Source organism: Brevundimonas sp. EAKA, from assembly GCF_000698025.1.
Classification (GTDB): domain Bacteria; phylum Pseudomonadota; class Alphaproteobacteria; order Caulobacterales; family Caulobacteraceae; genus Brevundimonas; species Brevundimonas mediterranea_A.
In genome coordinates this window covers 1-15,161 of record NZ_JMQR01000074.1, presented here as the reverse complement: position 1 = coordinate 15,161, position 15,161 = coordinate 1, and the positions used below count along the sequence as shown (strand labels likewise).

Here is a 15,161-nt window from a genome sequence, read left to right as displayed (position 1 = left end):
GGGTGGGACGTGATTTCCGGCGTCTCAGGAGGAGATAGCCGGCTGGGATGACGAGCATCGACAGGAGGGGCGCGGTGATCATGCCGCCAATGACTGGCGCCGCGATCCGGGTCATGATCTCCGACCCCGCGCCGTGGCCGATCAGGATCGGGAACAGACCGCCCAAGATCACGGCGACCGTCATCGCCTTGGGCCGGACCCGCAGAAGGGCGCCCTCGCGAACGGCCTCCTCGACCTGCTCCCGGTCGGGATCAGGTCCTCGATCCTTCAGCGCATGTTTGAGATAGATCAGCATCACGACGCCGAACTCCGCCGACAGGCCAGCGAGGGCGATGAAGCCAACCCCGGTCGCGACCGACTGATCGAAGCCCATCAGATAGAGCAACCAGAAGCCGCCGGTCAGGGCGAATGGCAGGGTGCCCATGATGAGGAGGGCTTCGTCGAAGCGCCCGAAGGTCAGATAGAGCAGGATGAAGATGATCACGAGCGTGGCCGGAACCACGATCTTTAGCCGCTCGGCCGCCCGTTCCAGATATTCGAACTGGCCGGAGTAGGCGATGCTGACGCCCGGCGCGAGATCCACCTCGCTGGCGACCGCCTGACGCAGATCGGCGACGACAGACGCGAGGTCGCGCCCCCGAGTGTCGACATAGACCCAGGTGGTCAGCCTGCCGTTCTCGGACTTGAGCATCGGCGGGCCGTCCGCGATCTGGATATTGGTGACCGTGCCAAGGGTGATCTGCTGGCCCGACGGCGTCAGCATCGGCAGGGCGCGCAGTTGCTCCAGACTGTCGCGCAATTCTCTCGGGTAACGGACGCTGATCGGATAGCGGGCGAGCCCCTCCACCGTCTGTCCGATCGTCTCGCCGCCCACGGCGCCCGATACGATCGATTGGACATCGGCGATGTTCAGGCCGTAGCGGGCCGCCGCGCGCCGGTCGATGTCGATGTCGACATAACGCCCGCCGGTCAGGCGTTCGGCCAAGGCGGAGGTCACGCCCGGTACGGTCCTGGCGACATCGGCCACCTGGGCCGCGATACGGTCCATCGCGGCCAGGTCAGAGCCGGACACCTTGACGCCGACGGGGCTCTTGATGCCCGTCGCCAGCATGTCGATGCGATTTCGGATGGGAGGGACCCAGACGTTGGACAGTCCGGGGACCTGAACCGCGCGATCGAGTTCTTCGATCAGTTTTTCCGGGGTCATGCCCGGCCGCCATTCATCGCGCGGCTTGAACTGGATGGTGGTCTCGAACATCTCCAGCGGAGCCGGATCCGTGGCGGTTTCCGCCCGGCCCGCCTTGCCGAACACGGTCGCCACTTCGGGCACGGTGCGGATCATCCGGTCCGTCTGTTGCAGCAGTTCCGCGGCCTTGGCCGGGGAGAGACCCGGCTGGGCCGAAGGCATATACAGCAGGTCGCCCTCGTCCATCGCCGGCATGAATTCGCCGCCGAGCTGGCTAAGAGGCCAGGCGGTGGTGGCGAAGATCAGCAAGGCTGCCACCAAGGTCTTTCTGGGATGATGCAGCACCCAGTCCAATGGCCCGCGATAGATGCGCGTGAGCCAGCGATTGATCGGATTGCTCTGTTCGGCCGGGATCCGTCCGCGGATCAGATAGCCCATCAGAACCGGCACGAGAGTGATGGACAGGATCGCCGCCGCCGCCATCGCATAGCTCTTGGTAAAGGCTAGGGGCGCGAACAGCCGGCCCTCCTGGGCCTGCAGGCTGAACACCGGGATGAACGACAGGGTGATGATCAGCAGGCTCAGGAACAGCGCGGGGCCGACCTCCACGGCCGCCTCGGTGATGACCTTCCAGCGATCTTCGCCCGCCAGCTTTTCATCCGGGTGATCGTGTTCCCATCGTTCGATGTGTTTGTGGGCGTTCTCGATCATGACCACCGCCGCATCCACCATGGCGCCGATGGCGATGGCGATGCCGCCCAGCGACATGATGTTGGCGTTCACGCCCTGAAGATTCATGATCAGGAAGGCCGCCAGGACGCCCAGCGGCAGGGTCAGGATGGCGACCAGCGCCGACCGGGCGTGCCAGAGGAACAGGCCGCAGACCAGGGCGACGACTATGAACTCCTCGATCAGCTTGCCGCTCAGATTGTCGATCGCCCGGTCGATGAGCTGCGAGCGATCGTAGGTCGTCACCACTTCGACTCCCGGGGGCAGTCCGGCTTTGAGCGTCTCGAGTTTCTCGGTCACGGCCGCGATCGTGGCGCGGGCGTTTGCGCCGGATCGAAGGATGACGACGCCGCCCGCGACCTCGCCTTCGCCGTTGAGCTCGGCTATGCCGCGTCTCATCTCCGGGCCGATCTGGATGGTCGCGACATCCCCGAGGCTGATCGGCACGCCTCCAGCCGCCGTGCGGAGCGGCACGGCCCGGAAGTCGTCGAGCTCGGTCAGATAGCCGTTGGCGCGGATCATGTATTCGGCTTCGGCGAGCTGGAGCACCGAGCCGCCCGTCTCGCCGTTGGCGCGCTGGAGAGCGTCCACCACCGCCTGATGGGTGACGCCGTAGGACGCGAGCCTGACGGGGTCGAGCACCACCTGGTATTGCCGCACCATGCCGCCCAGGCTGGCGACCTCGGCGACCCCCGGCACGGTCTTCAGCTCGTAGCGGAGGAACCAATCCTGCAGGCTTCGCAATTGCGCCAGATCGTTGCGGCCTGTGCGATCGACCAGGGCGTATTCATAGACCCAGCCTACGCCGGTGGCGTCCGGACCCAGCGCAGGTTGGGCGGTCGCGGGAAGCCGCGCCTGCACCTGGCTGAGGTATTCGAGGACCCGGGAACGCGCCCAGTAGAGGTCCGTCCCATCTTCGAACAGCACATAGACGAAGCTGTCGCCGAAGAAGGAATAGCCTCGAACCGTTCGCGCGCCGGGTACGGACAGCATGGTGGTCGCCAGAGGATAGGTGACCTGGTTCTCGACGATCTGGGGCGCCTGCCCCGGGTAGCTGGTGCGAATGATGACCTGCACGTCCGACAGGTCCGGCAAGGCGTCGACCGGCGTGCTGCGAACCGCGAACAGGCCGGCGGCGAGCAGGGCGACGGCGGCCACAAGGATGAGGAAGCGCCCCTTGACCGAGGCGCGAATGACCGCGGCGATCATCGCCCAGACCTCCCGCGCTGAGCGGGCGCGGCCATGGATGCGCCCGTTTGGGCGGCGGCGGCAGGCCGGCCGACCGTCGGCGACGCCGGGGCGCGCGCGGGCCCGGAAGTCTCGCCGATCGGCCGCGCCGCGACGCCTGACAGGCTGGCTTCGGAATCGATCAGGAACTGCCCCGACGCGACGATCCGTTCCCCTTCCCTGAGACCGGCGAGGATCTCGGTCTGCCCCCCGGCTTCCCGTCCGATCCGGACCTGGGCCGGTTGATAGCGGCCCTCCGGCAGGGCTAGCATGACGATGTCACGTTCTCCGGTCCGGATCACCGCCTCGGTCGGCACGATCAGATCCGACGTCGAACCGCCGCCGAAGGTGACCCGACCGAACATGCCGGGGCGCAGACGCCCCCCTCTATTGGCCATTTCGATCCGTCCGGTGACCGTGCGGCTGTCGCCGACGAGTTCCGGCAACAGGGTGGTCAGGCGGCCCGTGAACGGCTCGCCCGGGAAGGCGGCCAGGGCCACCTCGACAGACTTCCCAACCCTCAGCTGGCTCGCCAGGGCCTCCGGGATGGCGGCGTTGATCCAGACGGTGCTCAGGCCGTTGATCTCGGCCAGGGTCATGCCCTGGGCGACGCTCATGCCGGCGCGCACGCCCAGCGTCTTGATCACGCCGCCGGTGGGCGTCGAGATGGTGATGGTGTTCCGCGCCCGCCCGCTGCGCTCGACCGACGTGATCAGGCTCTCGGACATGCCCATCAGCACTAGTCGCTGCCGCGCCGCCTGGACTAGGGGCGTATTGCCGGTGCGCCGCACGGCCAGATATTCCGTCTGGGCTCCTCCCCAGGACGGAATGAGCAAATCGACCAGGGGCGCGCCCGCGGCGATCACGTCGCCCGGCGCGCGGTTGTAGACCCGCTGCACGAAGCCGTCCGCGCGCGACTGGACCACGGCGATGTCCCGTTCGTTGTATTCGACCACCGCTGTGGCGCTGAGATCGCCCTCGAGAACGCCACGGCGGGCTGTGGCATACCGGACCCCCAGATTCTGGCTCAGCGCCGGATCGATCCGGACGCCCGGGGTGGCGTTGGTTCCCCCCTCATCCGCATATTTGGGGATGGTATCCATGTTCATCGACGACTTCCCCGGTCCCGGGTATCGTTCGTTCGGAACCATGGGATCGTACCAGTAGAGGATCTCGCGCTCCCCTCCTCCCTCGGCGGTCCCGTCGGCGGCCCCGTCCAGGCGCGGGGCGATGACGACGCCGGCCCCGACGCCGACCCCGACCAGAAGAAGCGCGCCCATGGCGATGCCCAGGCGTCTGTTGCGAAGGGCGTTCATCGGTCGGTGTTCCCATAGGTGAGACTGATCTGGACCACCTGGCGCATCACGGCGGCCTCGCGATCGAGCGTGTCGAGCCGGGCGTTCGCCACGGCGGTGAAGGCTTCGAGCACTTCAACGATGCCCGCCCTGCCCGCCGCATAGCTCGCGGTTTCGAGATCGGAACGCTGAAGGACGTTGGGCAGAACGACGTCGCGCGACCGGAGCCATTGATCCTTGGCCGTCGCGTGTTCGGCCAAGGCGCTCCTCAGCGAAGCAGTCAACAGACGCTCGGCGTCCTGACGCTCGGCGGTGACCCGCAGCGCGTCAGCGGCGCGCGCCGCGATGACGGGATCCTGCCTCTGCCCCGGAAAGATCGGCAGCCGCACGCTCGCGCCGACGGAGAACAAGTCGCCGAACCGCTCGTCGCGGCGGCCATAGCTGGCCTCGAACGACCAGTCCGGCCGACGTCCTGCGCGCGCCAGATCGACCTCGGCGTCGGCGCGCCGCGCCGCGGCGCCATAGACGCGCACGGCCGGCAGCCGGGCGATGCCGTCCCGCAAGGCGGCCAGGTCGAGATCGTCTTGCGGCGGCGCGCCCGCCGTTTCGGGATCGTTATCGCCCGTCCAGCGCGCCAGCTCAGACCGGGCCTTCTCCAAGTCGGCGACGAGCCGGCTGCGGCGATCGTCCAAATTAGCCTTGAGCTGGACCGGACCGAGGGCGTTCGCCGACCGATAGGCGCCCGATGCGACTCCGGCGGGCGCGGTGTTCCACAGCGGCTCAAGGGTTTTCAGAACGTCATCCAGGGCCGCGAGGCGGCGTTCGGCGTAGAAGAGGTCGATCCAGGCCAGTCCCGTTGCGATCTGGACCTCCCGCCGCGCGACGGACTCCTCGGCGCCGGCGATGCCGATCTGCGCCTCGGCGATGTCTCGCTCAGCGCGACGGCGCGCGCGGCTCGGCACGTCCTGCTCGACGCCGATCCTGAGCATGGTGAAGTCGTCCTGGTCGAATTGGCCCGTGAACGGCCCGGTCACCGGAAACCCGTCGAGGCCGAACGTGAGACGCGGATCCGGCAGCCGGCCGGCGGCCCGCGCCGCCGCACGCGCGGCGTCCACCCCCAGGGCGCTGGCTCTGAGGCCGGGCGCTCCGGCCGCCGCGCGGGCCAGGGCCTCGTCGAAGGTCTGGGGGTCGGCCTTGGAAGGCGCGGTCCAGACGCTCACGAGCAAAATGGAAGCCGGGAGGATCGCCCAGCTTGCGATCAGAGCACGGCGCGCGGACGGCGCCGAAACCTCGGCGCGTCGCGTTAGGACGCGCGGCCGGCGGACACGGGGCGGCGGACACGCAGACGCGCGTATCGCCGACCTCAAACGAATGGTCATGGAATTCCTCGAAACCACTTGACCCGCCTTGAGGGCGGGACATCGGCGAAGGGCTCGGATCGATCGATCGGCGGTCGCCCGCGCAACGGCGCTCACGGCCTTCGATCAGCGGAAGCGGTCTACGCCAGCCGTTTCGGCGGATTCTTGAGTGGAAGCGGGCCTGCGCCCTCTCGCAAGACATCGACGGCTGCGAACCGGAGCGCCCGCGGGGCCGAAGGCCGTTGAACGGTCGGCGCCGGCGGCATGGGCGCCGCGACGGCGGCGCAGCCCATCTTGGCGATGCAGTCGGGCGTCATCTCGTCGCAAGGGCTAGTAGCGCCGCCGGAAGGCCCGTCCGCCATCACCATCATCTCGGCGCAATCCATGTCCGCCATGCCGCCCGTCGCTTCGAATACCTGGAACGGCGTGGCGTGCGCGGACGACTGGCCGACGAAGCCGGCCACCGCCAGGGCGAACAAAAGGGTGCGGACGAGGTTCCACATGCGCGTTCATCCCACGCCCGTCTGCCCGCCGTGTCAAGCGACCGGCGGGCTGGCGTCGGGCGCGCGACGCAGTGCTCAGGATAAGCGCGCGGCCCGTCCGGCGTTCGAACGAGGGATTCAAGGCCGGCGCCCGTATATCTCATTGAACCCCTCTGGTTTCGGAGCCTCCATATGACCACTCGCAAAATCCTTTCCGTCGTCGGCGCGGTCGGCGCCCTGATGTTGGGGGCGACGCAAGCTGACGCCCACGCGCGCGTCGTCGCCTCGAACCCGGCAGCGAGCGCGAGCATCGCCTCACCGCGGGCGCTGACGGTCACCTTCAGCGAACGCGTCGTTCCCGCTTTCTCAGGCCTGGAGGTCGTGAACGCCGCGGGCGCCAAATTCCCGGTCGCGACCACCGTCTCCGATGACGGCATGACCGTTTCGGGACGGACGGCGCGACCGCTCGCGGCCGGCGCCTACAGCCTCAACTGGCACGCCGCCTCCGCAGACGGCCACCGTATGACCGGCGCCATCGCCTTCACGGTGCGCTGACCCATCGTGCTCGACGTTCTGGTCATCCTGCTCCGGCTCGCGCAGTACGGCGGCGCTGTCGTCCTGCTCGGGACGCCGCTGTTCCTCCTCTACGGGTTGCGCGGGTCGGACGCGGTGGCCCTCGGCTGGACGAGATCCTTGCTGGTCAGCGCGGCGGCCGTGGTCGCCATAGGCTCCGCCGCCGCCTTCGCGGCCCAGACCGCTGTGATGGCGGGCTCGCTGACTGAAGGTCTCAAGCCGGCGACGCTCGGCTTCATGCTCACGGGCACGAGCCTCGGACCCGCCTTTCTCGTCCGGACGCTGGCCGCGTTGCTCGCGCTTCTTGCGCTCATCCAAGACAAGCCGTCCCGCGGCCTGTGGGGATTCTTCGCCGTCGCCGGTCTGATCGTCGGCGCCAGCTTCGCCTGGACGGGACACGGCGCGGCCACCGAAGGCGCCGGGCGCTATGTGCATCTGACGGCCGCTATTTTGCACAGCTGGGCGGCGGCGGTGTGGCTCGGCGCGCTCGCGGCGCTGCTTATCCTGACCTTCGGGCGACGGTCAAAAACGGTTGATAGCGACAGGATCCTTCATCGAGCGCTTCACGGATTTGCCGGCGTCGGAACCGCATCGGTCGCCGTCCTGGTTCTGAGCGGACTGGTGAACAGCTGGTTCATGGTCGGGCCAGATCGTATCGCCGGCCTGCTAAGCACGCCCTACGGTCTGCTGTTGACGGGCAAGCTGGTTCTCTTCGCGCTCATGCTGGTTCTGGCGGCCGCGAACCGCTTTTATCTGACCCCCGACCTCGGCAGCGCCCTCGACGATCCCGAGGATCTAGGCCCCGCCATTTCACGGCTGAAACGCAGCTTGGCGATGGAAACCCTCCTCGCGCTGGGGCTGCTGGCCCTGGTGTCCATCATGGGAACCCTGGCTCCGGTCTCGGCCATGGACATGGCGATGTAGCCTCTGGCGCGCGCCGACTTCGCTGGAGCTGCGTGTCGGCTTGGGGACCGGCAAATGGCCGTTGTCCCGGCCGTCGGGAACCGCCTAGACTGGTCAGAAATCGGGGGAGGCGGCGTGCAGGAGCGACTTCGGGATCTTATTGGAGAGTGGCGGCGAGACCCGGCTGCGACCTATCAGACGTGGTTCCTGTGGGACGAGCGTCTAAAGAATTTCCGCTCGATCCGTCGCGGCATCGGTCAAGTCGTCGAGGAGATCGAAGCTGGCCAGTTCGGCGTGGCCTATCGCGGGTCGTCGCTGGAGACGATCGTTCACTCGGTCGCCGAACAACGGCAGATCTTCAAGGGCGCGGATCATGCCTTCCTCTGGAAACCCAAACTCCGCATCCCGGACATCTACGAAAATCCGGCCAATCAACGCGCTTTCGGCCGGCTTTTGCATCACTGCAGCTGTTGTTCGACGGAAACGGAAATTCTCACGGGCATCCGCACGATCGACCAGCTCCGAATCAAGGGCCTCGGGCCCGCAGTAGCCAACCTGATCTATTTTCTTCACCCTACCCACGTTTCGCCGTTTAATACCGCGATCGTCAACGGCTACAATGCGATCACCGGATCAAAGGTCAAGCTCGGGAGCTGGGAGCACTACCTTGCGATGCGGCAAGGGATTTTGGCCCTCAACGCTCGCTACAGCGATCTTCTGTCCAACGATCTCGGGGCGATCGCGGGCTTCCTGTTCGACGTGGGCTCCGGCCGCTATCCCGCGCCGCCCCTGGACGACGAGAGTCTGTCCGCCAGCGGCTGGGACGCGCGGCTGGCCGAAGCGCGCGCCGAAGCGGTCAAGTTTGAGAAGACCGCGCTCCAGCAGGGAGAGACGGACCGGACCCACACAGAGATCCAGGCCTGGGTCCGTGATCTGGGTCGGGCGCTGGGCTACAGGGTCTGGATCGCGTCCAATGACCGGGGGCGCCAGCACGAGGGCGCACGCCTGAGCGAGGGCTGCCTGGAACATCTACCGCCGTCGCTGGCGAACGGTCCGGGGGCTGAGTCCATCCGGCTGATCGACGTGCTCTGGCTGGAGGGTGACGTGGACCGCGTGGCGGCCGCCTTCGAGGTCGAGCATTCCACCACGATCTACTCCGGTGTCGTGCGAATGCTGGACCTCGCCTTGTCAGGGGAACTGCACATCGCCGCCGGCCTCTTCCTGGTCGCTCCCGACAGCCGCGAAAGCGATGTGCGGGCGCAGTTGCGACGTCCGGCCTTCAGCCGGATCGCCGATCTCAATGTGCGCTATCTGCCCTACGGAGAACTGGAACGGCACCGGGCATCGATCGCCCGCTTCGGGACCGGTCTCAGAGCTCTGACCGAGATTTCTCACCGGGTGACCTGATCCTCCTCAACCGCGCCGCCTCGCACTCAGGTTGTTCGGACTCCTCCGCGCGATCGGCAAGGGCGCGATTCTCCAGCCGCACTCGCCAGGCGATCAGCATGGCGTTCAGCGCGGTGAACATCACTGCGATCCAGACCTGGCCGAAGACCAGCGGCAGGATGGCGATCTCAAGAGATGCGATCCAGTAGTTGGGATGACGAACGACCCGGAAGGGGCCGGATCGCACGAGCGGGGCGCCGGGCAGAGTGATGATCCGGGTGGTCCAGAACCGGCCAAGGGTCGCGATCACCCAGACCCGCCCGAACTGCAGCACGACGTAGATCGTCAGCAGCCAAGGGTGGGGACTTTCGGTCCATGGCGTCAAGATCGCCAGAGCCGAGAGCCAGGCGGCGTGCAGGATGACGAACAGCGGGTAGTGGCCCGCCCCGATCTCGACCGCCCCCTCGGCCATCAACCGTTTGGTGTTCTCGTTCGCCAGCCACAGCTCGCCTAGCCGCTGGAAGACGACCAGCCCAAGGACGATCGGGAACCACATCACTCTGGGTGAACCAGCATCAAGGCGGTGGTGAAGCCGGGGCCAAGCGTGGTCAGCAACAATGGCCCGGGCTCCCTCGCATCCAACGCGGCGCGCAGGACGAACAGCACGGTGGCGGAACTCATATTGCCGTGGTCGCGCAAGATTTCGCGGGTATGGCGCATCTCTCCCGGCGACAGGGCGAATACTCCCTCCAGCGCCTCGATCACCTTGGCTCCGCCGGGGTGGCAGACGAAACCTCCCACGTCGGCCGCGGTCAGGCCGTTGCGGGCCAAGAAGCCTGCAGCGATGGGCTGGAAGTCCTGCTGCACCAAGGTCGGAATGTCGCGGCTGAACACGACCTTCAGCCCGTCATCGGCGACGTCCCAGCCCATGACGTCGAGGCTGTCGGGCCAGGTGTGTTCATGACTGGCGCCCAGCACCGGTCCCTCGGCGTCGTCGCGGCACGACACGATCGCGGCTGCCGCTCCGTCGCCAAACAAGGCAGTGGCGACCAGGTTCGACTTCGACCGGTCCTGAAAGCGGAATGTCAGGACGCACAGCTCGACGACGAGCAAAAGGACGCGGCTGTCCGGGTAGGCCCTGGCCATCTCGGCCGCCCGCGCCAGTCCCATGACGCCGCCAGCGTAGCCGAGGCCGAACAAAGGAACCCGCCGTACGTCGGGGCGGAAAGGCATCACCTGCATCAACCGGGCTTCGAGCGATGGTGTGGCGATTCCCGTCGAACAGACGGTGACGATGCAATCGATCTGATCGGCGTCCAGCCCCGCTTGCACCAGCGCGCTCGTCGCGCTCTCTGCCATCAGGGCGACTGCGTGTTCCAAGAACAGGTCGTTCCGCTCCGCGAAGCTGTGTGGCTGCAGATACCAGTCGATCGGGACGCACGAATGCCGTGTGTCGATCAAGGCGTTGCGATAGATCGGCGCCAGCCGCTCGAAACCGCCGTGGGTCGTGGCGAACATCTCGGCCCCGTTGGCCGCTACGTCCTCCTGCCGCAGGATGTACGGCGGCCAGGCGGTAGCCAGGGCAGCGAGACGCGGTTGTGAAGTCCGGTCGCTGTCGTCTCTTGGCGGAGCGTTTTCGTGTGGTCGATTGGTCGCCCGGCTCATGGCTCCCGCCTGCGAGCCGCACGCACCATTTTCAGGTCGCGGGAGATCCGTATCCAGAGCAGGATGAAGCCCGAAATCACGATGCTCAGGGTCAAGGCGGTAGTGATGATGATCAGGGGGTGATTGAAGTCCTCGCCGTCATTCCAATCCATGACGTGGAGACGCCAGAAGAAGTCGAAGATCCGCCACACGCCCGAGCGGCGGGTCATCACCTCGCCGGTGTCCGGCGACAGATAGAAGGACGTCTTTTCGCGGTCCGCGAAGTCCCCCCGCCACAGCGGTCCCGTGCGTCCCGTTTCCTCGGGCGCCGTCTCCAGAAGCACCGCGCCGGAAACCCGCGCCTCGCCCTTGTACGCGCCCTTGGCGAAGGCCGAGGCCTCGGCGGCCGACATCGGCCCGAACGGCCGGCCGGTCGCGGCGGACACGACGACCGGCTCGCCCGCCGCGGGCTTCAGGGTCCAGGCCGCCCCCCGCGGCGTCGTGTGGAGCTCCGCCTGGACGGGCGCGACGCCCGCGCGGCGCGCGATCTCGCCGAGAGCCGGAAGCGCGCCGAGCTCCAGCGCATCCGGCATGAGTTCGACCGCGCGATGTTCGCCGCGCACCGTCTCGATGGGGATGGCGGTCATGACCAGACCGCCGCCCACCCAGAACAGGACCTGGAGCCCGACGACGAGCGCGATCCATTTGTGCAGCTGGGTGGAGAGCTTGAGAACCTTCATTCCCGGGCCTCGCCTAGCCGTGACGCGCGAAGACGCGCGTGCCGCCGCCCTTGAGGATCAGCAGGGTCTCATAGGGCTCACGTTGGCCGTCTGGCGTCTCCATGCCGGGAGACCCCAGCGGCATCGCCGGCACTGCGAGGCCCACGGCCTCGGGACGTTCGGCCAGAAGCTTGCGGACATCCTCGGCCGGCACATGGCCCTCGAGGACATAGCCGCCGATCATGGCCGTGTGGCAGGAGGCGAGCGCCTCGGGCACGCCCTGGGTGCTGCGTATAGAGCGCAGGCTCGGAAGTTCATTGACCCGCGCCTGGAAGCCCGCGGCTCGCATATGGTCCACCCAAGCCGTGCAACAGGCGCAAGTGGGTGTCTTGTAGACCGCGAGCTCGGTCGATGAACGGGCGCCCGGAGCGCAGGCCGCGACGGCGACGGAGCCGGCCCCCGCAGCCAGAAATGCACGGCGTGAAAGCGTGGGCATCGATCTCATGGGTCCCTCTGGCGAGCGATATCTGGAGGCCGCCGATGACGGTCGCCGCCGCGATCAGGCGGCGGGGCGGAAGGGCCGGGCCGAGGAGTGATAGACGTCGAACCTCCACTCGTCACCCCGCTTGCGCAGGACGCTCGTGGCGGCGCCGCGGCGCTCGATGGGGGCCCGGGCGCTGTCCTTGAAGGTGATGTGGTAGGTGTAGGTCTCGCTCACGAAGGCGGTGTCGCCGTCGACCTCGACCTTCATCTCGTGGTCGCGGAAGTCGAAGCCGGCCAGATCCGCGAACTCGGGTCCGAGATGGTGCTCCAGATAATAGGCGAAGGATCCCTCCACGCCGCCGTTCTCGAAGATTTCCGAGTCGGGCCAGAACAGGGCCGGCGTCTGCGACACGTCCATCCGCTCGATGGCGTCCTTGTAGGCGGTGACGACCGTTCGCACCTGGGCCTCGTCAGCGGATTGCGCATGGCCGGGGGCGTGCGCCGAGCCTGGCGTATTGACCGAGCCGGGGGCGTGGGAGTGGGCCGGCGCCTGTGATTGAGCTTGCGCTTGGCCGGAGGTCGCGAGGAGGGCGGCGACCGCCGATCCGGCGAGTGCTGAACGGAACATCATGGTGCAGTCTCCTGGTTTGCCGCGGCCGCAGTAGAACCCGGTCCGGCGAAGTAGATGAAGAACGAGGCGTTCGGGCGACGACGGACCCCAAGGCCGTCAGAACATCAGATGCCTCATGCCATGGGTCAGCATCCCGCCCAGCAGGCCGTTGACCACCACGGCGGCGGCGGTCACGGTCAAAAGACCGATGTAGATCAGCTCGCGCCCGCGCCCCGGCCGGCGGACCCAGTGTTCCTTCGCCCACCAGCTCAGCAGGCCGAGCGCGGCGATCGAGGTGCCGAGCCACCGATGGTAGAGGTGAGTCACATCGTCCTTCCCGGGCAGCCCCATAGCGAACCATCCCAGCGCCACCGCGGCGACCGCGGAGATCGCCGCCAGGGCGATGATCACCCGCGTGCCCTGCGTCAGGACCGGCCGACGCAGCGTCAGGGCGGCGATCTCGAGGAGCGCGGCGACGAGGAACAGCGCGATCGGGAAATGGACGGCGGCGGGATGCATGGCGCCGAGCCAGCGATACAGGCGTTGAGGCATAGGCTTGGGACCCTCGTCCGCAGTCATGGCCCCGTGGTCCATGTCCATGGTCATCCCCGGCATGGCCATCACGCCGCCTTCTGGCACGGCGCCCGCCGGCGCGGCGGCCTGGGCGCGGGCCGCGGCCTGATTGTCATGATCCTCGTGCGCGAACGCGGGCGCGCTGACAGACAGCGCCACCACCAGGGCGAGCCCCGACAGAAGTTTGCGTATCGACATTGTTCTCTCCCATCCCGTCCCTTCTGCTAACTACGCACCGGAGAGGCCGTCCCCTCGTTTGAGGGATTTGGCTCGTTTCGGCGTAGTAGGGATTAGGGGCGCAAGGAGAGTGTTCGATGGCGCGTAATTTGGATGATCTTTTGGCCGGATCGGCGGCGACGCCCTTGGGCCGGTCGCTCGACGGGCTCGAACCGCTGGTCTGGAGCCGGGTCGACGCGCTTCGCGGCGAAAGGTTCGCGTCGCAACTGCGTTTGGGCGCCGTCGCCATGGCCCTGGTCACCGGCCTGACGGCAGGCGGCGTCGGCGCGGTCGCCGCCCCCAGACCGGCCGGAGAGATGGCCATCTTCACGGTCGACGCGGGCCTGTCGCCTCTGGTGAGACTGGAAACCGGCCGATGATGCGCGGCTGGCAGGCCATCGCCCTGACGGCCGTCCTGGCGGCGGTCGCCAGCGGCGCGGGCACTTGGATCAGCGCCAGCTGGGTGCTGAGCCGGCGCGAACCGCCATCTCTGCACGACATCGTGCACCACGACCTGAAGCTCTCGCCCGACCAGCTGACCCGCATCGACGCAGTCGAAGCCCGGTTCGCCGCGCGCCGGCCCGCGCTCGAAGCGGACGTCCGCGCGGCCAATCAGGAACTGGCGCGCGCGATCGCAAGGAGCGACGGCGACGGTCCCCAGGTCCAGGCGGCGGTGGACCATTTCCACGTCGCCATGGGCGCCTTGCAGAAGGAGACGATCGCCCACGTCTTCGAGATGCGGTCCGTTCTGACGCCGGCCCAGGCCGAGGTATTCGACGACCGTATCGTCGAGGCCCTCGCGCCCGACGAAGGCTAGCGTTCCGCGTGGACAGCCCCAACGACCTGTCAGCCCGCGCCGCCGGCGGGGACCGGGCGGCCTTCAGCGAGTTGATGCGGCAGACCAAGACTTCTCTGTTCCGTTTCGTCCGGCGCTATGTCGGCGATGAACAGGACGCCTGGGACCTGTTGCAGGACACCTATGCGGCGGCCTGGATCAACATTCGCCGCTACGACCCGGTCCGACCCTTCGAGGCCTGGATCCGGACCATCGCACTCAATAAATGCCGGGACTGGAGCCGTCGCCGCTTCGTTCGGCGGCTCATCCGGGGCGGCGTCGACCTGTCGTCGCCGGAAGCCATGTCCGTGCCGGACGGGGCCGAGGCGGTCGATGACCGGATGGATGCCAGCGCAAGGCTGGCGCGGTTGAACGAGGCCATGAGCCGTCTGCCGCCGCACCTCAAGGCTCCGCTTATGCTGACGGCAATCGAAGGGCGCAGTCAGGCGGAAACGGCCGGGATGCTGGGTGTCTCCATCAAGACCGTGGAGACCCGCGTGGCGCGGGCTCGTCGCAAGCTGTCCGAGGCGCTGGACGACACGCCCGCTGTCCGGGCCGCTCTTGAGTGATCAGCTCGAGGGTCCTCGGAACCTTCGTCGCGCCTTAGCCCCGCTCGGGCCGCAGCGGCGCTCCGTCGATCGACCTCCAGGCGGCGAGGGATGCGGCACCCGTCCGCGTATTCTAGTATGAGGGCGTCGCGGGAAATCGACCCGATCATCGCCCTTTTCTTTCAGGAGCTTGTCACATGAGAGTCCCGATCCTAGCCGCCGCAGCGGCGATCACCTTGGGCGCCTGCCAGCCGGCCGCCGACCCTCAACCGGTCGAGGCCCAGACGGCGCCGGGCGACTCGGCGACGACCCCGATGGAGGCCGCGCCGGTCGCCACGCCCGAGCCGACCCCGCAGCCGCAGGCCGCCGCACCAGCCCCGGCGCCGTCTGGGCC

General features: G+C 67.7%; 16 protein-coding genes and 1 pseudogene. 7 read left to right on the top strand and 10 right to left on the bottom strand.

Features of this window, described 5'->3' with window-relative positions; genetic code table 11:
* From ER13_RS11370 to ER13_RS11355, 4 genes are all read right to left on the bottom strand, one after another.
* Positions 1 to 3,124: efflux RND transporter permease subunit (locus ER13_RS11370; protein ID WP_035309328.1), on the bottom strand; the 3,124-nt coding region annotated here is incomplete at its 3' end.
* Positions 3,121 to 4,458: an efflux RND transporter periplasmic adaptor subunit gene (locus tag ER13_RS11365; RefSeq protein ID WP_081836208.1), complete on the bottom strand. Its 1,338-nt coding sequence runs from the start codon at positions 4,456 to 4,458 to the stop codon at positions 3,121 to 3,123. The genes ER13_RS11370 and ER13_RS11365, both read right to left, overlap by 4 nt.
* Positions 4,455 to 5,816 (bottom strand): TolC family protein, encoded by a 1,362-nt coding sequence (locus ER13_RS11360; RefSeq protein ID WP_081836207.1) that lies wholly within the window; start codon positions 5,814 to 5,816, stop codon positions 4,455 to 4,457. The genes ER13_RS11365 and ER13_RS11360 overlap by 4 nt, the downstream gene beginning before the upstream one ends.
* A gap of 119 nt (positions 5,817 to 5,935) precedes the next feature.
* Positions 5,936 to 6,298 carry a hypothetical protein gene (locus ER13_RS11355; RefSeq protein WP_035309324.1) on the bottom strand — a complete coding sequence of 121 codons (363 nt, stop codon included), beginning with the start codon at positions 6,296 to 6,298 and terminating at the stop codon, positions 5,936 to 5,938.
* A 171-nt stretch (positions 6,299 to 6,469) separates the two neighbouring features.
* Between ER13_RS11355 and copC the strand changes: the two genes are divergently transcribed.
* Genes copC through ER13_RS11340 form a run of 3 tightly spaced genes read left to right on the top strand, consistent with a single transcriptional unit; the run spans position 6,470 to position 9,160 of the window.
* A complete protein-coding gene (copC, locus tag ER13_RS11350; protein WP_035309321.1) occupies positions 6,470 to 6,832 on the top strand; it encodes a copper homeostasis periplasmic binding protein CopC in 363 nt (120 codons plus the stop codon).
* A gap of 6 nt (positions 6,833 to 6,838) precedes the next feature.
* Positions 6,839 to 7,774, top strand: a complete 936-nt coding sequence (gene copD, locus ER13_RS11345) for a copper homeostasis membrane protein CopD (RefSeq protein ID WP_035309319.1) — start codon at positions 6,839 to 6,841, stop codon at positions 7,772 to 7,774.
* Positions 7,775 to 7,828: 54 nt separating this feature from the next.
* Positions 7,829 to 9,160 (top strand): type II restriction endonuclease, encoded by a 1,332-nt coding sequence (locus tag ER13_RS11340; protein WP_231492537.1) that lies wholly within the window; start codon positions 7,829 to 7,831, stop codon positions 9,158 to 9,160.
* Here the strand turns inward: ER13_RS11340 and ER13_RS11335 are convergent.
* From ER13_RS11335 to ER13_RS17735, 6 genes are all read right to left on the bottom strand, one after another.
* Positions 9,123 to 9,695: an isoprenylcysteine carboxyl methyltransferase family protein gene (locus ER13_RS11335; protein ID WP_081836206.1), complete on the bottom strand. Its 573-nt coding sequence runs from the start codon at positions 9,693 to 9,695 to the stop codon at positions 9,123 to 9,125. The genes ER13_RS11340 and ER13_RS11335 overlap by 38 nt on opposite strands.
* Positions 9,695 to 10,804 (bottom strand): type III polyketide synthase, encoded by a 1,110-nt coding sequence (locus tag ER13_RS11330; protein WP_081836205.1) that lies wholly within the window; start codon positions 10,802 to 10,804, stop codon positions 9,695 to 9,697. The genes ER13_RS11335 and ER13_RS11330 overlap by 1 nt, the downstream gene beginning before the upstream one ends.
* Positions 10,801 to 11,523 carry a PepSY domain-containing protein gene (locus tag ER13_RS11325; RefSeq protein WP_035309317.1) on the bottom strand — a complete coding sequence of 241 codons (723 nt, stop codon included), beginning with the start codon at positions 11,521 to 11,523 and terminating at the stop codon, positions 10,801 to 10,803. Before ER13_RS11325 ends, ER13_RS11330 begins: the two co-directional genes overlap by 4 nt.
* Before the next feature lie 13 nt (positions 11,524 to 11,536).
* Positions 11,537 to 12,007 (bottom strand): DUF411 domain-containing protein, encoded by a 471-nt coding sequence (locus tag ER13_RS11320; protein ID WP_368664388.1) that lies wholly within the window; start codon positions 12,005 to 12,007, stop codon positions 11,537 to 11,539.
* Between the two features lie 54 nt (positions 12,008 to 12,061).
* A complete protein-coding gene (locus ER13_RS11315; RefSeq protein WP_081836204.1) occupies positions 12,062 to 12,616 on the bottom strand; it encodes a nuclear transport factor 2 family protein in 555 nt (184 codons plus the stop codon).
* 96 nt (positions 12,617 to 12,712) lie between these two features.
* On the bottom strand, positions 12,713 to 13,366 hold the full coding sequence (locus tag ER13_RS17735) for a DUF2231 domain-containing protein (RefSeq protein WP_052005046.1): 654 nt from the start codon (positions 13,364 to 13,366) through the stop codon (positions 12,713 to 12,715).
* 116 nt (positions 13,367 to 13,482) lie between these two features.
* Between ER13_RS17735 and ER13_RS11305 the strand changes: the two genes are divergently transcribed.
* The 4 genes and pseudogenes from ER13_RS11305 to ER13_RS11290 all read left to right on the top strand — a co-directional run.
* On the top strand, positions 13,483 to 13,764 hold the full coding sequence (locus ER13_RS11305; RefSeq protein ID WP_035309315.1) for a hypothetical protein: 282 nt from the start codon (positions 13,483 to 13,485) through the stop codon (positions 13,762 to 13,764).
* The gene (locus tag ER13_RS11300; protein WP_035309314.1) at positions 13,761 to 14,201 is read left to right on the top strand and encodes a Spy/CpxP family protein refolding chaperone; all 441 of its coding nucleotides are present in this window, start codon (positions 13,761 to 13,763) and stop codon (positions 14,199 to 14,201) included. The genes ER13_RS11305 and ER13_RS11300 overlap by 4 nt, the downstream gene beginning before the upstream one ends.
* Before the next feature lie 8 nt (positions 14,202 to 14,209).
* Positions 14,210 to 14,788: an RNA polymerase sigma factor gene (locus ER13_RS11295; RefSeq protein ID WP_035309312.1), complete on the top strand. Its 579-nt coding sequence runs from the start codon at positions 14,210 to 14,212 to the stop codon at positions 14,786 to 14,788.
* A 176-nt stretch (positions 14,789 to 14,964) separates the two neighbouring features.
* Positions 14,965 to 15,161, top strand: a pseudogene (locus ER13_RS11290) (hypothetical protein); the annotation flags it as partial.